The organism is Methylobacterium durans, from assembly GCF_003173715.1.
Taxonomy (GTDB): Bacteria; Pseudomonadota; Alphaproteobacteria; order Rhizobiales; family Beijerinckiaceae; genus Methylobacterium; species Methylobacterium durans.
This window is the reverse complement of the sequence record NZ_CP029550.1, coordinates 1,089,430-1,111,910: the sequence shown is the minus strand read 5'-3', so window position 1 is coordinate 1,111,910 and position 22,481 is coordinate 1,089,430. Positions and strand designations below refer to the sequence as shown.

22 protein-coding genes and 1 pseudogene are annotated in these 22,481 nt (G+C 68.3%); 12 read left to right on the top strand and 11 right to left on the bottom strand.

Annotated features, from left to right (window positions below):
* Nucleotides 1–3: 3 nt before the first annotated feature.
* Nucleotides 4–276 carry a DUF2312 domain-containing protein gene (locus tag DK389_RS05185; RefSeq protein WP_109887867.1) on the bottom strand — a complete coding sequence of 91 codons (273 nt, stop codon included), beginning with the start codon at nucleotides 274–276 and terminating at the stop codon, nucleotides 4–6.
* A gap of 133 nt (nucleotides 277–409) precedes the next feature.
* Here DK389_RS05185 and DK389_RS05180 point away from each other — a divergent pair, with 133 nt between their 5' ends.
* Nucleotides 410–1,147 carry a hypothetical protein gene (locus DK389_RS05180; protein WP_109887865.1) on the top strand — a complete coding sequence of 246 codons (738 nt, stop codon included), beginning with the start codon at nucleotides 410–412 and terminating at the stop codon, nucleotides 1,145–1,147.
* A gap of 6 nt (nucleotides 1,148–1,153) precedes the next feature.
* Here DK389_RS05180 and DK389_RS05175 read toward each other — a convergent pair whose 3' ends face one another.
* Entirely contained in the window at nucleotides 1,154–1,420 is a 267-nt protein-coding gene (locus DK389_RS05175; protein WP_109887863.1) for a hypothetical protein, read from the bottom strand.
* A gap of 80 nt (nucleotides 1,421–1,500) precedes the next feature.
* The gene (locus DK389_RS05170; RefSeq protein ID WP_109887861.1) at nucleotides 1,501–1,710 is read right to left on the bottom strand and encodes a hypothetical protein; all 210 of its coding nucleotides are present in this window, start codon (nucleotides 1,708–1,710) and stop codon (nucleotides 1,501–1,503) included.
* Between the two features lie 598 nt (nucleotides 1,711–2,308).
* Here DK389_RS05170 and DK389_RS05165 point away from each other — a divergent pair.
* The 3 genes from DK389_RS05165 (at nucleotide 2,309) to DK389_RS05155 (ending at nucleotide 5,193) form a co-directional block, all read left to right on the top strand.
* Nucleotides 2,309–3,517 carry an IS256 family transposase gene (locus DK389_RS05165; RefSeq protein WP_109896033.1) on the top strand — a complete coding sequence of 403 codons (1,209 nt, stop codon included), beginning with the start codon at nucleotides 2,309–2,311 and terminating at the stop codon, nucleotides 3,515–3,517.
* 98 nt (nucleotides 3,518–3,615) lie between these two features.
* Nucleotides 3,616–4,158 (top strand): helix-turn-helix domain-containing protein, encoded by a 543-nt coding sequence (locus tag DK389_RS05160; RefSeq protein ID WP_162560500.1) that lies wholly within the window; start codon nucleotides 3,616–3,618, stop codon nucleotides 4,156–4,158.
* A 636-nt stretch (nucleotides 4,159–4,794) separates the two neighbouring features.
* On the top strand, nucleotides 4,795–5,193 hold the full coding sequence (locus DK389_RS05155; protein WP_109887857.1) for a hypothetical protein: 399 nt from the start codon (nucleotides 4,795–4,797) through the stop codon (nucleotides 5,191–5,193).
* A 94-nt stretch (nucleotides 5,194–5,287) separates the two neighbouring features.
* Here DK389_RS05155 and DK389_RS05150 read toward each other — a convergent pair whose 3' ends face one another.
* The 3 genes from DK389_RS05150 to DK389_RS05140 form a co-directional block, all read right to left on the bottom strand.
* Nucleotides 5,288–6,121, bottom strand: coding sequence for a DUF4344 domain-containing metallopeptidase (locus DK389_RS05150; RefSeq protein ID WP_109887856.1), 834 nt, complete (start codon nucleotides 6,119–6,121; stop codon nucleotides 5,288–5,290).
* 20 nt (nucleotides 6,122–6,141) lie between these two features.
* Complete coding sequence (locus DK389_RS05145; protein WP_236960624.1) at nucleotides 6,142–6,477, bottom strand: PRC-barrel domain containing protein; 336 nt, start codon at nucleotides 6,475–6,477, stop codon at nucleotides 6,142–6,144.
* A gap of 75 nt (nucleotides 6,478–6,552) precedes the next feature.
* Nucleotides 6,553–6,876, bottom strand: a complete 324-nt coding sequence (locus DK389_RS05140) for a phasin family protein (protein WP_236960622.1) — start codon at nucleotides 6,874–6,876, stop codon at nucleotides 6,553–6,555.
* 12 nt (nucleotides 6,877–6,888) lie between these two features.
* On the opposite strand from DK389_RS05140, the gene DK389_RS05135 reads away from it, so the two are divergent.
* From DK389_RS05135 to atpC, 6 genes are read left to right on the top strand one after another with little or no spacing between them, the layout of a single operon-like run.
* The gene (locus DK389_RS05135) at nucleotides 6,889–8,322 is read left to right on the top strand and encodes a phosphate acetyltransferase (RefSeq protein WP_418292009.1); all 1,434 of its coding nucleotides are present in this window, start codon (nucleotides 6,889–6,891) and stop codon (nucleotides 8,320–8,322) included.
* Between the two features lie 3 nt (nucleotides 8,323–8,325).
* The gene (locus tag DK389_RS05130) at nucleotides 8,326–9,534 is read left to right on the top strand and encodes an acetate/propionate family kinase (protein WP_109887850.1); all 1,209 of its coding nucleotides are present in this window, start codon (nucleotides 8,326–8,328) and stop codon (nucleotides 9,532–9,534) included.
* A gap of 16 nt (nucleotides 9,535–9,550) precedes the next feature.
* The gene (locus DK389_RS05125) at nucleotides 9,551–10,054 is read left to right on the top strand and encodes a hypothetical protein (RefSeq protein ID WP_109887849.1); all 504 of its coding nucleotides are present in this window, start codon (nucleotides 9,551–9,553) and stop codon (nucleotides 10,052–10,054) included.
* Between the two features lie 27 nt (nucleotides 10,055–10,081).
* A complete protein-coding gene (locus DK389_RS05120; RefSeq protein WP_109887847.1) occupies nucleotides 10,082–12,442 on the top strand; it encodes a DUF3141 domain-containing protein in 2,361 nt (786 codons plus the stop codon).
* Entirely contained in the window at nucleotides 12,439–13,221 is a 783-nt protein-coding gene (gene fabI / locus DK389_RS05115) for an enoyl-ACP reductase FabI (RefSeq protein ID WP_109887845.1), read from the top strand. Before DK389_RS05120 ends, fabI begins: the two co-directional genes overlap by 4 nt.
* A 24-nt stretch (nucleotides 13,222–13,245) precedes the next feature.
* A complete protein-coding gene (gene atpC, locus DK389_RS05110) occupies nucleotides 13,246–13,647 on the top strand; it encodes an ATP synthase F1 subunit epsilon (protein WP_109896029.1) in 402 nt (133 codons plus the stop codon).
* Nucleotides 13,648–13,674: 27 nt separating this feature from the next.
* Here the strand turns inward: atpC and ppk2 are convergent.
* From ppk2 to DK389_RS05090, 4 genes and pseudogenes are all read right to left on the bottom strand, one after another.
* Nucleotides 13,675–14,495: pseudogene (gene ppk2, locus DK389_RS05105) on the bottom strand (polyphosphate kinase 2).
* Nucleotides 14,496–14,547: 52 nt separating this feature from the next.
* Nucleotides 14,548–17,727 carry an efflux RND transporter permease subunit gene (locus DK389_RS05100; RefSeq protein WP_109887843.1) on the bottom strand — a complete coding sequence of 1,060 codons (3,180 nt, stop codon included), beginning with the start codon at nucleotides 17,725–17,727 and terminating at the stop codon, nucleotides 14,548–14,550.
* A gap of 3 nt (nucleotides 17,728–17,730) precedes the next feature.
* Nucleotides 17,731–18,849 (bottom strand): efflux RND transporter periplasmic adaptor subunit, encoded by a 1,119-nt coding sequence (locus DK389_RS05095; protein ID WP_109896027.1) that lies wholly within the window; start codon nucleotides 18,847–18,849, stop codon nucleotides 17,731–17,733.
* 119 nt (nucleotides 18,850–18,968) lie between these two features.
* Nucleotides 18,969–20,066 (bottom strand): AraC family transcriptional regulator, encoded by a 1,098-nt coding sequence (locus DK389_RS05090; RefSeq protein ID WP_109887841.1) that lies wholly within the window; start codon nucleotides 20,064–20,066, stop codon nucleotides 18,969–18,971.
* Between the two features lie 479 nt (nucleotides 20,067–20,545).
* On the opposite strand from DK389_RS05090, the gene DK389_RS05085 reads away from it, so the two are divergent.
* The gene (locus DK389_RS05085) at nucleotides 20,546–21,583 is read left to right on the top strand and encodes an ABC transporter substrate-binding protein (RefSeq protein WP_236960618.1); all 1,038 of its coding nucleotides are present in this window, start codon (nucleotides 20,546–20,548) and stop codon (nucleotides 21,581–21,583) included.
* A gap of 37 nt (nucleotides 21,584–21,620) precedes the next feature.
* Here the strand turns inward: DK389_RS05085 and DK389_RS05080 are convergent, their stop codons facing one another.
* Nucleotides 21,621–21,782 carry a hypothetical protein gene (locus DK389_RS05080; RefSeq protein ID WP_162560499.1) on the bottom strand — a complete coding sequence of 54 codons (162 nt, stop codon included), beginning with the start codon at nucleotides 21,780–21,782 and terminating at the stop codon, nucleotides 21,621–21,623.
* A gap of 238 nt (nucleotides 21,783–22,020) precedes the next feature.
* On the opposite strand from DK389_RS05080, the gene DK389_RS05075 reads away from it, so the two are divergent.
* Nucleotides 22,021–22,302 carry a hypothetical protein gene (locus tag DK389_RS05075; RefSeq protein WP_109887836.1) on the top strand — a complete coding sequence of 94 codons (282 nt, stop codon included), beginning with the start codon at nucleotides 22,021–22,023 and terminating at the stop codon, nucleotides 22,300–22,302.
* The last annotated feature ends 179 nt before the right edge of the window (nucleotides 22,303–22,481 follow it).

Below are 22,481 nucleotides of genomic sequence, written 5' to 3'. Positions count from 1 at the left end.
GTCTCAGGCCGCCTGCGCGACAGGAGCCGGACTGGGCGCGTCCATCGCGCGGAGGTAGACCTCGAGCAGGGTCTCGTGCTCGTCGCGCTCGTCCTTGTCCTGCTTGCGCAGCTTGATGATCTCCTTGAGAATCTTCACGTCGAGACCCTCGCCCTTGGCTTCCAGGAAGATCTCCTTCTTGGCCTCCATCAGGTCCTTGATCTCCTCCTCGACCCTCTCGATGCGCTCGACGATGGAGCGGATGCGGTCGCCGGCGATCCCAACGGTGTCGGTCATGGTTCACCCTTCCTCAATCTGGACGAGCAACCTCGGCGATCAGGGTAACCGCTCCGTTAAGCCCTGAGCGACGATCAGACGCTTCCGTCGCCTTCCGTTGCGACGGTGCGTGGCGACGGCTACAGCACCTCCGATGGCAGGTTCCGAATGGCGCGCGCTGCGCAACGAGCAGGCACGGCGACGGCTGGAACGGGCCCTGCCGGCCGTCTTTCCGGCGCCTGTGCTTCGGCACGCAATGTCACGGCCGCTGATCCCCCCGACGCCGCGCCTGGCCGTGGAGAGCTACTGGCGCAGCCACATCCTGCGGGCCGAGCACCTGGCACGGGCTCTTGCCGCCCGGTCCGAGCAACCGGCCGGCTGGACATGGCGTCTCGCCTCCGGGACCGGCGGCGGCCCGCATGCCAGCTTCCGGATGCCGCCCGCGCCGTTCCGGGAGCCTGACTACGCGCTCGGACGCGGGCATTGCTGCATCTGCGGTCAGCCGGTCTATCGGTTCGGCTGGCACCGGGATCTGTGGGGCGCCGGATCGCCGAACCGGAATGCGCGCTGGCATTCGGCCTGCGTGGCCGCCTGGAAGCTCTGGGTCGCTCCGAGCGATCAGATCCGGACCTTGAAGATTCGCCAGGGACATCGTTGCGCCGCCTCCGGCAAGCGGCTTCTGAGGACCGCCGAGGTCGATCATCGCGTGCCGCTGTATCGGGTCTGGCGCGAGCATCGCGACGCGCCCTGGCCGACCCAGCTCGCGTTCTGGGGCGTCCCGAACCTGCAGGTGGTCAACCGCGCCGTCCACGCCTCGAAATGCCGGGACGAGGCCGGTGAACGGGCCCGTACCCGCCGCGGCACGGATCCGTGCGTCCCGCCCGATGGGTAGGTCGCCTCAGCGCGGTTCGTTGCGGGCGCCGCCCTGCTTCGTCCTGTCCTGCGGATCGGCGGGGATGCCCGTGCCCGGGATCTCCTTGCCCTGCGCGTCGGGATCCGCCGAGGGCCGGGAAGCGCCCGTGATCTCGCCGCTCGATTTTAGATCCTTCTTCGCCGTATCGTTCGCCCCGGCAGCCGGGGCGGGCGCCGCGCCCTCTGCGCGTGCGGCACAGGCGGGCAGGAGGGAGAGCGTCACGGACAGGCCGAGGAGTGCTGCGCGCAACATTTCGGAGTTTCTCGACGAGAGGACGATCGATTGGGAAGTGCGGAGATAACGCTGTCACGCTGCCGTTCGTTCGCGCGCGATCACCGCGTCGGACGCTGCGCGAGTGTCGACGTGCCATCGCCGCCGTCGGACGGGATGGACGGCTCGTCCTGCCCCTTAATGACCGTCACCTCCCGCGCGACCCTCTCAAGCTCGTCCTCGTCGCAGAGCGGAGCCTTCTCGACCATTCTGACGACTGCATACAGGCCGATCAGCAGAAGGCCCCCAGCGGCAACAGCGAGCCAGATCATGCATCACCTTCGGACGACGATCAGCTTATCTCAAACGTCCGCGCCGTCGATGGGAATAAGGAGGTAAGCAATCTGCTCTCGGGTCAAGAGATCACAGAGCGTTCAGCCGGTGCGCGTCCCGGATTGGCGTCGGCCGATGCGAATGCTCTTCGAGGGAATTCGAATTCAGATCGCACGCCGGAAATCATCGAGAAATCTGACGTGAATACGCTCGCACATCCAACGTGATCACCGGAGAGAATGGCGACAGCTGCACTGAACGTCCGGCTCTGAACCGCGCCGCGTATTCTGCTCGTTTGCCGACGCGTGGATGTTTGCACACCCGCCGCTGAAACTTCTGCGTGAACTCGTCCGTACCCGCTGCCGATATTGCGGGTCAGCCGATCACGGTGATCTGCAGTGCACCGGATGAAGGGATGGAAACGATGGAGGGTATGCGGACGCGTGGATGATCTGGACAACCGGACCGGCACCGATGATGGTAGCGTCCACGGACGAGGTGTAATTTCCGGGACCGTTTCGGTGGGGATTGGGGTGGCCATCGGGGCCGGCGGCTAAGGTGGAGTTTGCGGACTTCAACCTGAGCCGGGAGCACCCGATGACCGACGACAGAGTGGCACTGATCGAGGCGCTGCAGAAGGCTGACGACGGCAACTTCCTGCGCTCGTTGGCCGAGACGGTCCTGCAGATCCTGATGGAGGCCGACGTGGAGGGCCTGATCGGCGCGGGCCGCTACGAGCGCACAGGCGAACGCAGCACCTACCGCAACGGCTATCGCGAGCGCAGCCTCGACACACGGCTCGGCTCACTCAACCTCAAGATCCCCAAGCTGCGGACCGGCAGCTATTTCCCCGGCTTCCTGGAGCCGCGCCGCACGGTCGAGAAGGCGCTGGTCGCCGTGATCCAGGAGGCGTGGATCGCCGGCGTCTCGACCCGGCGCGTGGACGACTTGGTGCAGGCCATGGGTCTGTCGGGCATCTCCAAGTCCTCCGTGTCGAAGCTGTGCAAGGAGATCGACGAGCGCGTGAACGCCTTCCTGACGCGCCCTCTCTCGGGTGCGTGGCCCTATCTCTGGCTCGATGCCACCTACCTGAAGGTGCGCGAGGGCGGTCGCATCGTCTCTGTCGCTGCCATAGTCGCCGTCGCGGTGGACACCGAAGGCCGGCGCGAGATCGTCGGCCTGCACATCGGCCCCAGTGAGGCCGAGGTGTTCTGGACCGACTTCCTGCGGAGCTTGGTCAAGCGCGGGCTCTCGGGCGTGCAGCTCGTCATCTCGGATGCCCACGAGGGGCTCAAGGCGGCCATCCGCCGGGTGCTGAAGGCGACCTGGCAACGCTGCCGCGTTCACTGGACCCGGAACGCGCTGGCCTACGTGCCGCGGACCCAGCAGACCATGGTGGCTGCCGGCCTGCGCCACGCCTTCCAGCAGCCCGATCAGGACGCCGCCCGGGCCGCCCTTCAGCACCTGGGCGAGCAACTGCACAACCGCTGGCCGAAGCTGAAGGTCTTCATCGAGGCCACGTGCGAGGACGTGCTGGCCTACCTGACTTTCCCGCTCCAGCATCGGGCCAAGCTTCACAGCACGAACCCGCTGGAACGCCTCAACAAGGAGATCAAGCGGCGCGCCGATGTGGTCGGCATCTTCCCCAACACGGACTCGATCCAACGCCTGATCGGTGCGGTGCTTCTGGAGGCCAACGACGAGTGGCAGCTTCAGCACCGCTATATGCAGATCGAGGGCATGGCCGGGTTTGCTTCGGCGTTGATCGAGGAGAGCGTCACGACACTTCCACCACAGGCGGCCTGACCGATGGCGGCTCCAATTCCACCCCGAAAGTCCACCTCATTGACGGACGTAACCCCGATCTCCTGTTTCGAACGGCCGATGCGGATTGGTGTGACGAGGTGGCGAGACGCTTCGGCAGAGACAAGGTTGCAGCCTATCGCTATCGGCCGGAAGGACAGGGCGATCCGGGCACGATCCTTCACCAAGCCTACGAGGCCCGCGATTGGGCGTACCGCCGGTGGATCGCCGCGCGGGGCGTGCCGGATGTGCGTCTCCGTCCGCATCTGCAGGCGACGCAGCCCGACACTCTGCTGACTATATCAGGCGCTGCCACGTCGCGCTCCCCTCGACCGGTTCACGGCCGCAATCCCGCACCGGCCTCGCCGTCGGCGGATGGCCCCCTCGTTTCCGTGGCGGAGCGACTGTCCGGGCGGGCGAGAGAAGGCGAGCGATTTCGATTGGCTCGCAAGCGCTGCGCCTACGACATACGCGGGCTGGCAGGCGTTGCCGGTGTCGATCCCGACTGTATCCGGGCGCTGGAAGGTGGTCAGGGCCAGGTCGACCCGCGCGATGTCGAGCGGATCGCAAGGACGCTCGGGGTCACGATGGAGGGCGAGCCGGTCGCCGTTCAGCGCCCGTCTCTCGCTACCCGTCGAACCTGAGTTAGCAATGCAGAAGGCGGGAGCGCTTCATCTCGGCTCCGGAGGCCGCAGGACGACGACGACGATGAGAACAGCGACCGCGATCAGAAGCGCTGCCATCCCGTAATGCTCGACGATCGACTGCATGCGGTCACCACGTCGCCGGTTGGGTCGGGCACGGCGCGGAGGCCGCCGAATTCGGCTTTGCCTCCGGACTGACGGCTGCTCCACCATCCGTATGATGGCGCGGCCTGCTTGAGCGCCGAGACATGCATTCCTGCGCCATGAGCCGAAAATTTCCGATCAAAATCAAAGGATCACCTCCAGCTACGTCCTGGATCGTTCCGGCTCGCGCCTTTGTCGCGGATCCGCGCCAGATATGACGAGATCGAGCAAGGTGCCATCCTCCGTCCTGAAATCATTCCATGAGGCGCGTTGGTTGAGGGCGAGGAGGATGCCGCAGAATCTGCAGGTCTCGATCACCTCAGGGACGACAGAGCCGGAGCCCGTGTCCCGTTCGATCAAGCGATGATCTCGGCAGGGCCTTACGGTCCGAGTCGCCAGACTGCTGAAGCCGGGCTGTTCGGATGCGGCCACGCCATCCGGATCGAGAGTGTCCCGCTTCGTCATGTTGTCCTCCGGCACGGAGACAATGTCATGAAAACTCTGATCATCGCATCCGCGTCGTTCGCCGCCTTCCTTCTGACCAGCGTGGCGGCCGACGCCCGCGGCTTCCGCGGCGGCGGCGGCTTCCACGGTGGCGGCATGCGTGCCGGCGGTTTCCGCGGCGGCGGCGTCGGTTATCGCGGCGGGGCCGTGGGCTTCCGGGGCGGGGCAGCGGGCTTCCGGGGCGGAGCGGTGGGCTATCGGGGCGGCTACGCGGGGGTCGGCCGTTACGGCTACGGCCGGTATGGCTACCGTCCCTACGGCTACGGGCTGGCCGCAGCCGGCGTGGGCGCGGCAGCGGGCTATGCGCTGAGCAATGCGGGCTCCTACGGCGGCTGCGGACCCTATGCCTATTATGATGCGTATGCCGGGGGGTGCCGCCCGTACTGAGCGTTCCGACAGGGCTGCGGCTCCGCGGACCGAGGCCCGGCGGCCGCTCGCCGTCGGGAACCGCGTCGGGCATGCCTGCCTGCAGGCGCGGCCCCTATCGTTCGCGGGCCCACCGGAATCCGCGGCGAACGCCCTCGCGCGACATCCGGCCTCCGCGCAGATGCCGGTGAAAGAGCCGGTCCATGGCGAAAACCGCCTGACCGTACTCGGCCGTGCAACTCTCGGCCCGCTCCTTGGGTAGCTCGTCTCGCTCCACGAGGTACGCGAAGGCCCGCTTGTCCGAGCCATAGGCGAGACACAGCAAGTTGTAGAGGCGCTGGGCCGAAAGGCCGTGATGGTCGGCGAGAAACGCGGTGTCCGGCTTCTCGTCCGCGGCGTAGCTCGCGAACAGGAACGCGCTGCCCTTGATGATCTGGCGTGCCTGGACCGGGCGGAGCCGCAGGACGATCAGTGCGGCCAGTTGATCCGCCGCGTCCTCCTCCCGCCCGAGCACCGGCACGTCGAGGAGATGGAAGAGGGCGTGCCCGGCCTCGTGGAGGAAGACCTGCGCCAAGGGGCCGATGATCGCCTCGTGGCGTGTGATGCCCGCAGGCGTCGCCTCGGCCGGCGCGCGCGCCCGCAGATCCTGCACGTACTCGTAGCAGACGGTGACCGAGCGCGTCTCGGGCGCGTACCACGCGTTGATCTCGCCGTCGCACTCCGACAGGCGCAGGGTGAGCGGCATCGGCAGACGGACCATTCCGACGATGTCGCGCAAGCCCTCGAGCACCCGCCGCGCCTTCAGGTCGCGGTGGATCTCCAGGGCCGCCGCCTGCTTCGGAACGTCGTAGGCGATCCTGATACGGCTGCGCGGCGCCGTATCCGACCAAGCGGACGGCGCGATCAGGACGAGGGCCAGACCGAGGGCGATGGGACGCGCGGGGGGCATCGTGCGGCCTCCGCCGAAGGTCAGAGCGACGGCATCGCCCGGATCGTGCTGCGTGTACCGCTGACGACAAGATCGTTGCCGACCTGCCGGAGACTGGGAACGGGAACGCCGATCTCGCCGCCGCCGAGCCAGCGTCGGCGTGCGACGATCGCGACGAGCGTGTTGCCGTTCGACGCGACGCGGATCTCGCGCACCCGGCCCACTGCGAGTCCGTTGTCGGCGTAGAGCCAACGTCCGCGAAGCGTCGGCATGAGCGAGGCGGCGCTCATCTGCATCGTCGAGTCGACGCGATCCGCGAGCGTCGACCGGATGGCCTGCGCGAGCGCCCCGTCCGCAACCAGAACGATTGCCGTCAAGCCGATCCACCCACGAGCACGGCTTCGCATCCGACGCTCCTGTGCTCTCCCAGCAAAGATCACCGGCGTGCCGCGTCAGGCGGCCTTCGCCCTCAAGGTATCCCGGACATCCTGCGACAGGGTCGCCGTCGCGGATTTGTAGTCGGAGACGGCTTGGCCCAGGAATGTGGATTGCAAGTTGACGGCGTCGGTCACCGAGCCGCAGCGGCTCAGGGCCGACAGGTACGACGCCTGAGCTTCCAGGCGTCGGCTCGCGAACTGCATCATCTCGGCGGTCAGACGAAGCGGGAGATCGACGGCGAGTGCGCGCCATGCCTCAATCCCGGGCTGGAGCGCCGCGTTGACGTCCCCTGCCGCGATCATCTGCGCCGCCCGCTGCTCCGTTGAGCGTTGGCTCATGATGACCCTCCTGTGAGGGGAGTGCAGGCGGCCACTACTGTAACGTTATCTTTCGTATTGATCCAGATTAACAACACTCTTGGCCTGAGGTTTTGTTGGGACGTACGGTCGCGGTCCAAGTATCGGTGCGGCTTTGCCCTCCTGCGTATCGCTCGACTCCCGGGCGGCCTCGCGAAAGGGTCCGGCATCACAGCATCTGCCACGACACTGCTCGGCGGTCGGACACGAGCGGGGCCGGATCCGTACGGCCTGCGCGGCCGGCCTGGGGCGTCGGCGCATCTGTCCCATTCGATCAAGCCGGGCGGTAGCGAATGGGTCATCGTTCGAAACATCGACGCCGCGCCCGCGGAGCAGGGCGCCTCGGACCGCCTATCGGAGCGGAGCTTGAGCGCCGTCGCGCCTGTCCGGCCCGCCCGCACGTGGCGACCACCGGCGACGGGTCCTGTCCTCGACGGATCGGGAGAGACCATCGTGCCGACTTCGACGATCGAGCGCACCAGGGTCGAGACTGGCGGGCACGAGAAGTATGACCGGCTCATTGCGGCTGCCCAAAACCTGCCAAGGCTGAAAGTCGCGGTCGTCCACCCTTGCGACGAGGCCGCTCTGGGCGCTGCTCTGGAGGCCGCCGCGCTGGGGATCATCGAACCTATCCTGGTCGGGCCACCCGGGAAGATCGCCGCGGCCGCGGCTGCGATCGGGGCCGAACTCGCGCCGTTCCGGCTCGTCGAGGCGGCGCACAGCCACGACGCGGCCGACAAGGCGGTCGCCCTCGTCCGGGCCGGCGAGGCCGAGGCGCTCATGAAGGGCAGCCTGCACACGGACGAGGTGATGGCCGCGGTGGTCCGCCGCGAGGGTGGCCTGAGGACCGCCCGCCGCGTCAGCCACTGTTTCGTCATGGACGTGCCGGGCCATGCCACGCCCCTCATCGTCACCGACGCGGCGGTCAACATCGCGCCGACCCTCGAGGAGAAGCGGGACATCACCCAGAACGCCATCGACCTCGCGCACGCCCTCGGCGTCGATCGCGTGCGGGTCGCCATCGTCTCGGCGATGGAGACCGTCAACGCCCGAGTGCCGTCCACCCTCGATGCCGCCGCCCTCTGCAAGATGGCCGATCGGGACCAGATCACGGGCGCGGCGCTCGATGGCCCCCTCGCACTCGACAACGCCATCGACCTCGGGGCCGCCCGCATCAAGAAGATCCGCTCACCCGTCGCCGGCCAAGCCAATGTCCTCGTGGTCCCGAACCTCGAGGCCGGCAACATGCTGGCCAAGAGCCTGACCTTCCTCGCCCGCGCTGATGCGGCCGGCATCGTGCTCGGGGCGCGGGTGCCGATCATCCTGACGAGCCGGGCCGATTCCGAGCTGACGCGCCTCGCCTCCTGCGCCGTCGCGTCGCTCTACGCCGCAGCCCAGAGGGCGGCCCGGCCCATTCCCGAGGTCTAGCCGATGATGCCGGTCTACCTCGTCCTCAACGCGGGCTCATCGAGCCTGAAGTTCCAGGTGTTCGCCCTCGGCGATGCCGACGAGCCGCGCCGCCTCTATCGGGGACTCTTCGAGGGCTTCGGGACGGCGCCGCGCCTTCTGATCCGGGACGGCGCCGGCACCCTCGAGACCGACGAGCATTTCGGCGGCGGAACCGCCTTCGGTCATGAGGAGGCGCTCCTGCAGGTGGCGGAGTGGCTGCGCGCGCATGGCGGCGGCTATCGGCTCGCCGCCGCCGGCCACCGGGTCGTGCACGGGGGCATGGATTATCGCGCGCCGGTGCGGGTGGATGCAGAGGTGCTGCGCAATCTGGAGCGCCTCGTCCCGCTCGCGCCTCTGCATCAGCCGCACAACCTCGAGCCGATCCGGATCATCGGTCAACGCTTTCCGGACCTTCCCCAGGTCGCCTGTTTCGACACGGCCTTCCATCGCGATCAGCCCGAGATCGCGCAACTCTTCGCGCTTCCGCACGCGATCACCGAGAGAGGGGTCCGCCGCTACGGCTTCCACGGCCTGTCCTACGCCTACATCGCCTCGGCGATGGCGGATTACGATCCGGCTCTCGTGGAGGCCCGGGTGGTGGTCGCCCATCTCGGCAACGGCGCGAGCCTCTGCGCCCTCGACAGTGGTCGGAGCGTCGCGACCACGATGGGCTTCTCCGCCCTCGACGGGCTGCCCATGGGGACGCGCTGCGGCAGCCTCGATCCAGGCGTGATCTTCTACCTGTTGCGCGAGATGCAACTCGAGCCCGACGAGGCGGAGCGGCTCCTCTACACGCAGTCCGGCCTTCTCGGGGTTTCGGGCCTGTCGAACGACATGCGCAGGCTCCGTTCTCTCGCAGGCTCCGATCCGGACGCCCGGCGGGCGATCGACCTGTTCGTCTATCGGATCGGACGGGAGATCGGGTCCCTGATGGCGGCGCTCGGCGGCATCGACGCCCTGATTTTCACGGGCGGCATCGGCGAGAACGATGCCGCCACCCGGGCCGAGATCCTGCGCGGAGCCGCCTGGGCCGGCTTCCGGCTCGATGAGACGGCCAATGCCGCCGGCGGCCGGCGGGTGACGCGAGGCGGTGGTCCGGCCGCCTGGATTATTCCGACGGACGAGGAACGCATGATCGCGCGCGGTATGGGCGAGGCGCTGGGCGAGCCCCGACGCCTGCCGGCCCTGTGAGCGGAGGGAGCCTCTGATGGAAGCGCTGACGACGAAGCCGCCGGCCGAGCACGAGCTCGCGGACGAGACCTTCATGTCCGCCGAGGATCTCGGCACCTACACGGCCAAGCTCAGGGCCGCGAAGACGATGAAGGAATTGCAGGCCCAGGATCACGCCGAGAAGGCGCGGGCCGACCTCATCAAGACGCTGTCGGCGCCCATCGCGGTCACGCCCGAGAAGGTGCACGAGATCACGCGCACGCTCCAGCACAAGCTCCGCCTCGCCGCGGAGCAGGGCAAGTCCGAACTCCTGGTGATGCGCTTTCCGAACGTGATGTGCAGCGATGGCGGGCGCGCCATCACCAACACGGAGGCGGATTGGCCCGAGACCCTGACGGGCCGGCCGCGACAAGCCTACGAGTTCTGGCGGGACCGCCTGCGGCCGGCCGGCTACGGGTTGAAGGCCATGATCGTGGCGTGGCCCGACGGCATGCCGGGCGATGTGGGCTTCTTTCTCACGTGGGAGAGGCACCGCGCCTGACTCCCTCAAAGGTCCGGGACGGCAACCATGACCGACGTCCAGACACGCAACCGCGACGTACCGAGCGAGCAACCCGAGGCACCGTCGCTCCTCACGCTGCAGGCACGGGTCGCCGAGGTCTATCAGGGCCGCTGCATTGCGGCAGCGGAGGCCTATCTCGACGCGATGGGTACGGCCGGCCGCGCCTACGTCGACGCAACCCGACCGCTCACCCCGCTGCAGGCCTTCAACGACGCCGCCACCTACTGGGCCGACTTCGCTCAGCGCTCCGTGCTCTTCTGGGACACGCTCCGTCAGCGGGGCAACAATTGGCTGAAGCACGAGAATGCGGGCAAGCCGCCACTCCTCGCCTTCGACTGGGAGATGGTCGCCGACGCCAGGACGTTCGAGCATCCCGTCAATTACGCGCTCGTGCGGATCGTGCCTCCGGCGAGCACGCAGACCGATCCCGGCAAGCGCCCCTACGTCATCATCGATCCCCGCGCGGGCCACGGGCCCGGCATCGGCGGATTCAAGTCGGATTCCGAGGTTGGTGTCGCGCTCAGGGCCGGCCATCCGGTCTACGTGGTGATCTTCTTTCCGGACCCGGTCGAGGGCCAGACGCTGGCCGACGTCTCGCAGGCCGAGGCCGCCTTCCTGCGCCTCGTGCGCTCCCGGCATCCGACCCGCGGCAAGCCGGTCATCGTCGGCAATTGCCAGGGAGGCTGGGCCGCGATGCTGGTCGGGGCGCTCGATCCGGATTGTGCCGGACCCATCGTGGTGAACGGCGCCCCGATGTCCTACTGGGCCGGAAACGACGCCGAGAACCCGATGCGCTACGCCGGCGGCATGCTCGGCGGGAGCTGGACGGCGCTTTTCGCGAGCGATCTCGGCGGCGGGATCTTCGACGGCGCGTACCTCGTCGACAATTTCGAGTACCTGAACCCGGCCAACACGCTCTTCGGCAAGAACTACAACCTCTTCGCGAAGATCGACTCCGAGCCCGAGCGCTACCTCGAATTCGAGCGCTGGTGGGGCGGCTACTTCCTGATGAACCGCGAGGAGATCCGCTGGATCGTCGACAACCTGTTCGTCGGCAACAAGCTCGCCGCGGGCGACGCGCAATGGTCCGAGGGCCACGCGTTCGATCTGCGCGGAATCCGGTCGCCGATCATCCTGTTCGCATCGCTCGGGGACAACATCACCCCGCCGCAGCAGGCCTTCAACTGGGTCGCGGATCTCTACCCAACGACCGAAGACCTGAAGGCGAACGGTCAGGTGATCGTCGGATTGATGCACCGGAGCATCGGCCATCTCGGCATCTTCGTCTCGGCGAGCGTCGCCCGGCGGGAGCACGCCCAGATCGTGGACCTGCTCGAATACATCGAGCACCTGCCGCCCGGGCTCTACGGGATGGAAATTGAAGAGCAGCGCTCGAACGGCGCCACGCGCTACGACGTGATCCTGACGGAGCGGCGGGTCGAGGATCTCCAGAGGCTGCAAAAATACGCCCGCCGCGACGAGGTGCCGTTCGGTGCGGTCGAGAAGGTTTCGGAGCTGAACGCCTCGCTCTACGAAGCGTTCGTGCATCCCATGCTCGGCACGCTCGTCTCCCCGGAATCGGCCCGGCTCGGACGGGCCCTGCATCCCCTGCGCGTGCGACACTGGGCCGTCTCGGATCTGAATCCCTGGCTCGCCCCAATCAAGGAATGGGCCGAGTTCGCGCGGACCCACCGCACGCACCGTGACAAAGCCGGCGCATCGGTCGCATCTGAGCGTCTCCTCGCCGCCGGGATCACCGCGTCGTGGGACCTCTTCCGGCAGATGCGCGACGCGACGGTCGAGAACGCGTTCTACAACGTCTACGGCGCGATGAGCGTCGCCGACGCGGGCTCGCGGCGCGAGGCACCGGCAGCCGAGCCGATGAGGACAGGTTCGGCCCTCCGCCCGGCCGCCCGGATGGAAGAGGGCGGCTTCACGGAGGCCGCGGTGCGGGCGGCGCTCCTCGTCGCGCGGGCCGGGAAGCATCAGCGGCGCCTGTCCACCGCCAAGCGCATCCGCGCGCTCGTCGGGCACGACGTCGGCCTGCTCGACCTGTCCGCGGAGGCGGCTGGCCGGATCGTCCGGCAGCAGGCGCAGCTCGTCGAGAACGATCCAGGGCGCGCGATGGCAACGCTGCCGCTGCTCCTCCCGACACTTGCGGAGCGGGAACGCCTGCTCGGCCTCCTCGAACGGCTGATGGCCGACATCGACGTCGAGCCGCGGCAGCGGGCCCTCCTGCCCGAGTTCCGGCGCCGTCTCGCCCCGGAGGCGGACCCGGATCGGAACGGGCTCAAACGCGCGCCCGCGGCCCTCGCCGCCGCGCGGCCGTCGCGGCGCCCGGATCAGGCACGGAGGGCCAACCGATGAAACGCCTTCCCGACGGCAGCGCGCTCGCCGGCAAACGCGCCCTCGTGCTCGGCGTCGCCAACGAGCACTCGATCGCCTACGGCTGCGCGCGGGTGTTCCGCCGGCTCGGAGCGGATCTCGCCCTGACCTACCTCAACGAGAAGGCCCGGCCCTTCGTGGAGCCGCTGGCGCGGGAGCTCGACGCACCGATCTTCGCGGCCTGCGACGTTCAGAGGCCCGGCGACCTCGAGGGTGTCTTCGACCGGATCGCCGAGACATGGGGCGGCCTCGACATTGCCCTCCATTCGATCGCCTTCGCGCCGCGGGCGGATCTGCAGGGCCGGCTCGTCGACAGCTCGTCCGAGGGGTTCGGCGTCGCGATGGACGTCTCCTGCCACTCCTTCGTGCGCATGGCGCGGCTCGCCGCGCCGCTCATGCGCGAGGGCGGCACGCTCCTGACCATGAGCTATCACGGCGCAGCCAAGGTCGTGCCGAACTACAACCTGATGGGCCCCGTGAAGGCAGCCCTGGAGAGCGCGGTCCGCTATCTCGCCTACGAGTTGGGCCAGCAGGACATCCGCGTGCACGCCGTCTCGCCGGGTCCTCTCAAGACCCGTGCCGCATCCGGCCTCAAGGATTTCGACCTCCTCCTGGCCGAGGCGGTGCAGCGGGCCCCGATCGGCGATCTCGTCGATATCGACGATGTCGGTCTCACGGCGGCCTACCTCGCAACACCCTACGCCGCCCACCTGACCGGCATGACCGTCTACGTGGACGGAGGCTTGAGCATCATGGCCTGAGCAGTGCCCCTGCGGGAGGACGAGATGGCTGATCTCCACGCGGAACTCGTCGCTCCGGACCGGGTCGTCTTCGCGGGCGAGATCCGTTCGGTCGTCCTGCCGGGCGTCGAGGGCGACATGACGGTGCTGCCCGGCCACGCACCGCTCGTGACGGCTCTGCATCCCGGCATCGTCTTCGCCACGGATACGGACGGCGTCGGACGCAGGGCCTTCGTCAGCGGAGGATTGGTCGAGGTCACCGGCAGCAGGGTCACGATCCTGGCCGAACGGGTGCGCCCGGTCGAGGAACTGACCAGCGACGGCCTCGACGAGGAGATCCTGCACCTCCAGATGGAGCGGGACGGGACGCGGGACGAGGCGATTCGGGCGCAGTTCGAAGCCTCGATCAGCCGGTTGGAGGAATTCAAGGCAAGCCTCGGGCTCTGAGCGCGGTGCCGCTCGGATTGCTGGCCGTCAATACAATTCCCGGACGAAGCGCCTGTCCCGGAGCGCGTCGTCGTAGGCGTTCTCCTTGCGCCGTTTCGGGAGCGTCACCGGCTCGCGCGCGACCGTCTCGTGCGGGATCTGGCCGAGGATATGCGCGATGCAATTGAGCCGGGCGCGCCGCTTGTCGTCGGACCTGAGGATGTACCAAGGCGCGCGCTCGGTGTCGGTCGCCGCCAGCATCTCGTCTCGCGCCTTCGAGTACTCGTACCAGCGCTCGTAGGATTCGAGATCCATCGGGCTGAGCTTCCACTGGCGAAGGGGATCCTCGATCCGGGCGAGGAAGCGGCGCTTCTGCTCCTGCTTCCCAACTTCGAGCCAGACCTTGATGAGCTGGATTCCACCTTCGATGATGAAACGCTCGATGCGCGGGCACAGGGCGAGGAAGCGCCGGCACTCCGCCTCGCTGCAGAAACCCATCACCCGCTCGACGCCGGCACGGTTGTACCAGCTGCGATCGAAGATCACGATCTCGCCGGCCGCTGGGAAATGCTCGATGTAGCGTTGGAGGAAGAGTTGGCTCTTCTGCCGGTCCGAGGGCGTCGGCAGCGCGACGACGCGGAACACGCGGGGCTGACCCGCTCGGTGATGGCCTTGATCGTGCCGCCCTTGCCCGCAGCGTCCCGCCCCTCGAAGACCACGATGACGCGGGCGCCGCTTCGCCGGATCGCGTCCTGCAGATGGCAGAGCCCGACCTGGAGCTTGCGCAGTTCCCGCTCGTAGACCTTCCGCTTCAGCTTCTTGCCCACCTCGCCGTCGCCCGCCTCGGTGTCGGGCCGATCGTCCAGCATGACCTGCTCGCCGTCGTGCATAGCCCTGCTCCTCTCACCCGCCTCGGTTTCCTCACTCGGCCGGCAGATGTCCGGGCGTCTCCGCCGGTCCCTCCGTCGCCTTCGGCGCCGCCTTGCCCCGCATCAGGCTCCAGGCCCGCTCGCGCAGGCTCTGGAAGACCACGTAGAGGGGCGGGATCACGAATATGCCGACGAAGGAGGCCGCGATCATCCCGCCGAAGACCGGTGTGCCGACGTTGCGGCGGGCGAGCTGCGCGGCGCCTGTCGCGATCACGAGCGGCAGCAGGCCGAGGATGAAGGCGAAGGAGGTCATCATGACCGGGCGAAAGCGCAGGCGCGCGCCCTCGGTCGCCGCTGCGCGGACGGGCACGCCCGCCTCGCGCTGCTCCTTGGCGAACTCGACGATGAGGATGCCGTTCTTGGCGGCGAGGCCGATCAGCACCACCATGCCGATCTGCGCGTAGAGGTCGAGGGTCAGGCGGCCCCAGACCATCGCCGCGTAGGCGCCGAGGATGCCGACCGTCACCGAGAGCAGCACCGGCACGGGGATCGTCCAGCTCTCGTAGAGGCCGACGAGGAACAGGAAGGCGAACAGGACCGCGAATCCGAGGATGATCGCGGTCTTGCCCTCCGCGCGCTTCTCCTGGAAGGCCGTGTCGGTCCATTCGCCGGCAAAGCCCGCCGGCAGTGTGCGGGCGGCGACGGACTCCATGGCGGCCAGCGCCTGCCCCGAGGAGACGCCCGGGGCGGGCGAGCCCTGGACCGTGACGGAGCGCAGGTTGTTGTAGCGGATCAGCGCGGGCGGCCCCACGACGATCCGGACCTCGGCGAGACTGCGCAGCGGCACCATCTGGCCGTCCTTGTTGCGCACGTTGATGCGATAGATGTCGTCAATCCGAGCCCGGTCGGCAGCCTCGGCCTGGACCTGCACCTGCCAAGTCCGGCCGAACAGGTTGATGTCGTTGACGTAATAGCCGCCGAGTGAGGCCTGGAGCGCCTGGAACACGTTGTTCAATGGCACGCCCAGGATCTGCACCTTGTCCCGGTCGATATCGAGGTAGACGGACGGGTTCGTCGCCGAGAAAGTGCTGAAGACGCGGTTCAGGCGCGGCTCTTCGTTCGCCGCCACGATCAGGCCGCGCAGCACCTGGGCGAGTTCCTTCGGGTCCCCGCCGCGCAGATCTTCCAGCACGTAGGCGAAGCCGCCGCCGGTGCCGAGGCCGATGATGGGCGGCGGCGCCAGCGGCACCACGGTCCCGCCCTGGATCTCCCGGAAGCGCTGGCCGAGGCGGGCGATGATCGCCGCGGCTCCGTCCGAGGCCGCCTTGCGCTCCTCGAAGGGTTTCAGGGTCACCACCATGAACGCGGCGTTTCCCTGGGAGTAGTTGTCGATGAAGTTGAGGCCGATGACGGAGGTGACGTCGGCGACCGTTTGCTCCTGGCGCAGGATGTCCTCGGCGCGGGCCACGATCTCGGAGGTACGCCCGACTGAGGCGCCCTCGGGGAGCTGCGTCACGACGAAGAAGGCGCCCTGGTCGTCCTCGGGCAGGAACCCGGTCGGCGTGATCTTCGCCAGCTGCATCGTGCCGTAGGCGGCGGCACCGGCGAGGACGAGGCCGATCGCGGAGAGGCGCACGATGCGCGCCACGGCGGCGCCGTAGCCGTCGCGGACCCGGTCGATCGCGCGCATGACGAAGCCCATGACACCCCGGCGCGGACCGTGGTGGGGCCGCAGCAGCACGCCGCAGAGCGCCGGCGACAGGGTGAGCGCGTTGATCGCCGAGAGCAGCATCGACACGGCCACCGCGACCGCGAACTGCCGGAACAGCTCGCCCGAAATGCCCGGCACGAAGGCCACCGGCACGAAGACGGAGAGCAGGACAAGCGTGATCGCGATGATCGGTGCCGTGATCTCGGCCATCGCCCGCTTCGTCGCCTCCCGCGGAGAGAGGTCCGGGTGCTCCTCCATGACGCGCTCGACGTTCTCGACCACCACGATCGCGTCGTCGACGACGATGCCGATGGCGAGAACGAGGGCGAGCAGCGAGACCGAGTTCGCCGAGTAGCCGACCGCCTTCAGGACGATGAATGTTCCGATGAGGCTGACGGGGACGGCCAGCGTCGGGATCAGGGTGGCGCGCAGGCTGCCGAGGAACAGGAACACGACGATCACGACGAGGATGAAGGCCTCGACCAGGGTCTTCTGGACCTCGTGGACCGTCTCGGTGATGAAGATCGTGGGATCGTAGGTGACCTTCCAGGCGAGCCCCTCGGGGAAGGTCTTGGCGAGTTCGCCAACCCGCCGCTTGACCTCGTTGAGCGTCGCGATCGCGTTTGCGCCCGGTGATTGGTAGATCGCGATCACCGTCGCGGGGGCTCCGTTCAGCCGCGTCTCGCGGTCGAGATTGGCCGCACCGAGCTCGATCCGGGCGACGTCGCCGAGGCGCAGCACCGACCCGTCCGGATTCGTGCGCAGGACGATGTCGCGGAACTGGTCGGCGGAGGCGAGGCGCCCCTGGGTCTGGATGCTGAGCTGGAGCTGTTGATCGTTCGAGATCGGTCTTGCACCGATCCGCCCCACGGGCGCCTGCACGTTCTGGGCCTGGATCGCGCCGATAACGTCGCCGGTGGTGAGGTTCAATCCGGTGAGCTGGTCCGTGCGCACCCAGGCCCGCATCGCGTAATCCTGCGGGCCCCAGAGTGTGGCGTCGCCGACGCCCGGCGTGCTCTTGATGCGGTCGAGCAGGTTGATCGTGACGTAGTTCGAGATGAAGAGCGGGTCCTGCGTCGCCTTGGGCGAGTAGACCGCGAGCACGCCGAGCAGGGCCGAAGACTTCTTCTTGACCGTGACGCCCTGCTTGCGCACGTCCTCCGGGAGCTTCGCGAGGGCGATCTGGACCCGATTGTTGACGTTGACAGCGTTGATGTCGGGATCGGTCCCGAGCTCGAAGGAAGCGGTGAGCGTGTAGCTGCCGTCGTTGCCGCTGACGCTCTTCATGTAGATCATCTTGTCGACGCCCACGACCTGGGACTCGATCGGCTGCGCGACGGTCGATTCCACGACGTCCGCGGCGGCGCCGGGATAGGTGGTCGTCACCGAGACCTGCGGCGGCACGATATCCGGGTACTGCGCCACCGGAATGGTCAGGAGCGCTAGCGCCCCCGCGATCGCAGTGACGATCGCGATCACGACCGCGAGCCGCGGCCGGTCGACGAAGATGGCGGAGAGCATGGCTCAGGTCCTGCTGGCGGACGGACCGATCGGGTTCGCCCGCACGGGAATCCCGGGCCGGACCCGCTGCAGCCCATCGACGATCACGAGCTCGCCGCCGGAGAGGCCCTCCTCGATCACGGCGTCCGGCCCGGTGCCGCCCGGGCCGGGCTTGACCCGCTTCGTCACCGCCCGGCCATCCTCGACGGCGAAGACGTATACGCCGCCCTGGTCGGCGATGAGCGCCGCCTGCGGCACGACGACCTTCTGCTCGGGCGCCCCGACCTGGAGCGCGACCCGGACGAGCTGCCCGTCCCGTAGCGCGCCGGCCGGATTCGGCATGACCGCGCGCACCACGACGGTATCGGTCGCGCGGTCGACGCTGATGTTGACGAAATCGACGCGGCCCACCTGTCCGTACTCGGAGCCGTCCTGGAATCGGATCCGCACCCCGACCTTGCTGCGGTCGGGCCGGTCGCCCCCCTGCTGGTAGCGCAGGAACTCCCGCTGGCTGACCGGGAAGGTCACGTACATCGGATCCTGGCTGACGATCGAGGTCAGCACGCCGCTGTCCGGGCCGACCACGTTGCCCTTGGTCACGCTGGTGCGGCCGACTTTGCCGGCGATCGGCGCGGAGATCTGCGTGTATCCGAGGTTGATCCGCGCCGTCTCAAGGCTCGCCTCGTCGCCGGTGACCGCGCCCTTCGCCTGGTGCAGGGCCGCGCGCGCCTGATCGCGGGCGACGACGGTGCCGGAATTGCGGTCGAGCAGTTCCTGCGCCCGATTCAGCTGGATCTTCGCGAGCGTCTCTGCGGCCCGGCTGCGCTCCAGCGTGCCCTCCGCCTGCTTGACGGCGGCTTCGAACAGGTCGGGCTCGATCCGGTAGAGCGGCGCCCCGTCCTTGATCAGCTCGCCCTCCTTGAAGAGGACGGCGTCGAGGAAGCCGGTCACCCGCGCGCGCACCTCGACGCGGCTCACCGCCTCCACCCGCCCGACGAAATCGTGGGCCTTGTCGATGGCCCTGCGCTCGGCCACGACCGTGCCGACGGGGAGTGCGGAAGCGGGATCGGGCTCTGCCCGGACGGGATTGCAGAGGGCGGCGCCGAGCCACAGGGCCCACAGCGGAGCGGGAAGGCGGACCATCATCGTCCCTCGCCTCGTCGCGGAATGCCGAAGCACCGGCACCGACCGCTTATCCTGGCATTTTCGGCGCGCAGAGCTTGATCGGATGGGACACCCGCGCGGTGCACGGACCGGCGAACTCAGGCCGGGACCCGGCCGGGGTGCTGATGGGCCGCCCGCCACGCGGTCGGCGTCGTGCCCGACCAGCGCCGGAAGGCGTGGGAGAAGGCCGCCGATTCGGAGAAGTCGAGGCTTGCCGAGATCTGGACGAGGCTGAGATTGGTGTTGACCAGCAGCTGCTTGGCGATCTCGAAGCGCGTCTCCTGCGCCAGCGAACGAAAGGTCGTGCCCTCGGCGCGCAGGCGCCGGCTCAGCGTCCGCCGATGAAGCGAGAGGTGTCGGGCGATGGAGATTCCGCGCCAGCGCTCCGCGACGACCTCCGACCGGAGCAGGCGGCGAAGCGCGTCGGCGAACTGCGTCGGATGCGCGGCCTCGAAGCGAAGGACCTGGCCTTCCGCCAAGCGTCGTGCGGCCGCATCGGCGCCTGCGACCCGTTCCTTGAGCAGGCGCGACGGGAAGACCATCGCGGCCATTTCCTGGTCGAACCGGACCGGCGCGCCGAAAAAGCTTCGATAGGGCGTCGTCTCTTCCGGCGCCGACCGGGGCAGGAGAACCTCCAGCGGGGTCCAGCTCGCGCCGCACAGGGTCCGGACCACGTTCGTGCTCGTGGCAAGGGCGCCCTCCGACCGGAAGCCCGCCTCGTCCGCCCCCGGCTCGAAGGGCAGGTAGCAGAAGAGGGCGAGATCGCCCTCGACGCAGAGCCTGACCGCGGCCCCGCAATTCCAGCCCCACGGGTGGACCTCCAGGGCATGCATCGCGTCGCCCACGGTCTCGGAATTCCGGAGGAGGGTGCCGACGGGCCCGAGGGAGGTCAGAGTGACTCGCTGGCCGATGCGGAGGCCGAGGTCGGGACAATGGGTGTGGTCGACGCCGTAGGCGATGAGCTGCCCGAGCGCCGCACCGGAGACCGGTTCGTCTTCCGACCGGGACGACTCCGACGCCAAGCCGGCCTCGGCGAACAGGCGCGCCGGATCGGCGCCGAGGCGCGCGAGGACAGCGCAGGCCGCCTCGATGAGGATAGCCGAACCATCCCCACGGCCGTCGTCGCTTCGCGACCCGGCAGGACGAGGAGCGGCGGCCACCGGATCGGTGCGCGCAGAGACACGTTCAGATGACATCCGGGACGCATCCGTTTCGTGAACGTCAGGCCGTGTAACTAAACTTATGCGGTCAACAAATCACGACAGGTCATAGTTTACCATGAGGCAAACTGTGTTGACACACGACTTGGTTTTGCGGTGCGAAATAGGACATTATATTTTCGTGTCCTGGCGTGAGCCGAGAGATTGCTTCGCCCGGATTTTCTTATGTTTTTCAAGACGTTCGATGGAAACGTTGTGAAGCTTCCTTGGCATGCCCCTCCGTGAGCCTGTCGAGCGCCGGCGCCCGTTCGGCAGGGGAGAGCAGGCCTGACGAGGGTCCCGTGCCGACAGAAGGATCTCGGCGCCGTGGACGCGTGCGCAGGATGGTCCGCATGCTAGAGGGCGCTCCGGCGTCGCGCGGGCACGGTTCCCGCGCCCTGGGCCGTCACGTTGCTTCGCCGCCTCGAAAGTGCAGGGTGGGTGCCCTCGAACCTCCATGGCCGATGGCTCCCGCGTTGCCTTCCCTGCGTTCCCGAACCGTCCTCGCCGCGATCTGGGCCCTCGTCGTCCTCTCACTGGCATGGTCTGCACGGGCGGCGGAACGGCCGCGACTGACGATCTACACGGCGAGCCAGAAGGAACAGGTCGCGGCGACGGAAGCCGCCGTCGCTCGGCTCGTTCCCGAGGCCGACATCGCGTGGGTGCGCGCCTCCACGGGCATCATCACGAACCGGGTCCTCGAAGAGGGGAGGTTTCCCAAAGCCGACATGATCTTCGGCCTCTCGGCGTCCAGCATGCTGGTCCTCAAGCAGGCCGCCCTGCTCGAAGCCTACAGGCCCGAGGGCGTCGACCAGATCCGATCGTCCTTCCTCGATCCGGGCGCGCCCTACAGCTTCACCGGGATGGACGTGTATTTCCCCGTGATCTGCATGAACGTCGAGCAGGCGAAGCGCGACCGCGTCGCGAGCCCGATGCTGTGGCGCGATCTGGCCGACGCGAGCCTCAAGGGCCGCATCGTGATGGCGCATCCGGGCTCGTCCGGGACCGGTTACGGCCTCGTGGCCGGCTGGCTCCAGAGCATGGGCGAGGCGGCGGGCTGGGCTTTCATGGATGCCCTGCACGAGAACGTCGACGTCTATCTCCACACCGGCTCGGCGCCCTGCCTCGACGTCGCGCACGGGAAGCATCTGCTCGGGTTGGGGCTCGACATGCGCGCCGCCGTCGAGAAGGCGCGGGGTGCCCCGATCGAGACGATCATCCCCCTCGACCGGGTCGGATGGGACCTGGAGACCTTCGGCATCATCAGGGGCACGCCCCACCTGACGCTCGCGAAGCGGATCGCCGATTGGGCGGTGACGCGCGAGGCCAATGAGATCTATGCCCAGAGCTACTCGATCGTCGCGCATCCGGGAGCACGGATTCCGGCAGCGATCGCGCTGTCCCACGCGGAGGCACGGATGGCGAAGGTGAGCCTGGCCTGGATGGCGGAGAACCGCGAGCGCGTCATCGCCGAATGGGTGCGGCGCTATGATGCCAAGGCTGCCCCGCGCTGAGGCCGTTCGGGCGCGCCGACGTCGGCGGGGCAGCCCGTCAGGCGGGGTCTCGACCGCCGTTCCCGTCCGCCTTGCCGGACCGGGCGGAGAGCTCGGCGCGGAGGCGCGCGACCTCCGCTTCGTGCCTCTCCGCCGAGGCTTCGAGCCGGTCGCACAGATGATCGTAGAACGAGCGGAGCGCGTGCATCAGGGGCGTCATCGATCCCTCCAGCTTGGCGGCACGCCGCGGCCGATGGCGGCGGCCTGAGCGGCCCGCGGGCATCACATCGCGACCTGAGAGATCGGGTGCACCCGGCGCTGCGCCAAGATCCCGTCGGTCACATGTCGCGGAACCACCCGACTCTCGGCATCGATCGTCCGGCCTTCCGAACCTCGGCAGCGGACGGAACGCCGATCCGGCGGCGCTGTTACTCCCGGCATCATCGCGGAGAAGCAGCATGCGAATCGTGGCAACGGCGCCGGTCCTCGTGATCGTGACGCTGATGAGTATCGGAACGGCGGAGGCCAAGGGCTGCATCAAGGGCGCGATCATCGGAGGGATCGCGGGCCATTACCTGGCGGAGCGGGGCGTCGTCGGCGCCGTGGCGGGCTGCCTGGCCGGCCGCGCGCTCGCCAATCGCCGCGCGCAGCGTGAGATCGATTACGGCTCACGGGTTCAGCCGCGCGGCGCGGGCTACGGGCCCGCCTCCCGGCCCTCGCGGCGCGAATACGCGTATTAGGGATTCCGACCCGAATAGCGGACACGGCCGTTCCCGAGGCGGCCGGGTCCGGCTCGCGACGGCGCAGAAGGTGCGGGTGGGCGATCATTCTCTCGATGCGGCTATAGCCTTGTCCGCAGGTCGATCGATGCGTGTTCGGTATCAATCGATCCAGGCTTTGAGTTGAACCGGAGACTGCG

Excerpts from the sequence above, each read along its gene's own strand:
- DK389_RS05180 (WP_109887865.1), top strand. The coding sequence starts at position 410 with ATGGCAGGTTCCGAATGGCGCGCGCTGCGCAACGAGCAGGCACGGCGA.
- DK389_RS05080 (WP_162560499.1), bottom strand. The coding sequence starts at position 21,782 with ATGACGCCCCTGATGCACGCGCTCCGCTCGTTCTACGATCATCTGTGC.
- fabI (WP_109887845.1), top strand. The coding sequence starts at position 12,439 with ATGAAACGCCTTCCCGACGGCAGCGCGCTCGCCGGCAAACGCGCCCTC.
- atpC (WP_109896029.1), top strand. The coding sequence starts at position 13,246 with ATGGCTGATCTCCACGCGGAACTCGTCGCTCCGGACCGGGTCGTCTTC.
- DK389_RS05185 (WP_109887867.1), bottom strand. The coding sequence starts at position 276 with ATGACCGACACCGTTGGGATCGCCGGCGACCGCATCCGCTCCATCGTC.
- DK389_RS05175 (WP_109887863.1), bottom strand. The coding sequence starts at position 1,420 with ATGTTGCGCGCAGCACTCCTCGGCCTGTCCGTGACGCTCTCCCTCCTG.
- DK389_RS05130 (WP_109887850.1), top strand. The coding sequence starts at position 8,326 with ATGATGCCGGTCTACCTCGTCCTCAACGCGGGCTCATCGAGCCTGAAG.
- DK389_RS05090 (WP_109887841.1), bottom strand. The coding sequence starts at position 20,066 with ATGTCATCTGAACGTGTCTCTGCGCGCACCGATCCGGTGGCCGCCGCT.
- DK389_RS05100 (WP_109887843.1), bottom strand. The coding sequence starts at position 17,727 with ATGCTCTCCGCCATCTTCGTCGACCGGCCGCGGCTCGCGGTCGTGATC.
- DK389_RS05165 (WP_109896033.1), top strand. The coding sequence starts at position 2,309 with ATGACCGACGACAGAGTGGCACTGATCGAGGCGCTGCAGAAGGCTGAC.
- DK389_RS05140 (WP_236960622.1), bottom strand. The coding sequence starts at position 6,876 with ATGAGCCAACGCTCAACGGAGCAGCGGGCGGCGCAGATGATCGCGGCA.
- DK389_RS05170 (WP_109887861.1), bottom strand. The coding sequence starts at position 1,710 with ATGATCTGGCTCGCTGTTGCCGCTGGGGGCCTTCTGCTGATCGGCCTG.
- DK389_RS05155 (WP_109887857.1), top strand. The coding sequence starts at position 4,795 with ATGAAAACTCTGATCATCGCATCCGCGTCGTTCGCCGCCTTCCTTCTG.
- DK389_RS05150 (WP_109887856.1), bottom strand. The coding sequence starts at position 6,121 with ATGCCCCCCGCGCGTCCCATCGCCCTCGGTCTGGCCCTCGTCCTGATC.
- DK389_RS05095 (WP_109896027.1), bottom strand. The coding sequence starts at position 18,849 with ATGGTCCGCCTTCCCGCTCCGCTGTGGGCCCTGTGGCTCGGCGCCGCC.
- DK389_RS05075 (WP_109887836.1), top strand. The coding sequence starts at position 22,021 with ATGCGAATCGTGGCAACGGCGCCGGTCCTCGTGATCGTGACGCTGATG.
- DK389_RS05120 (WP_109887847.1), top strand. The coding sequence starts at position 10,082 with ATGACCGACGTCCAGACACGCAACCGCGACGTACCGAGCGAGCAACCC.
- DK389_RS05125 (WP_109887849.1), top strand. The coding sequence starts at position 9,551 with ATGGAAGCGCTGACGACGAAGCCGCCGGCCGAGCACGAGCTCGCGGAC.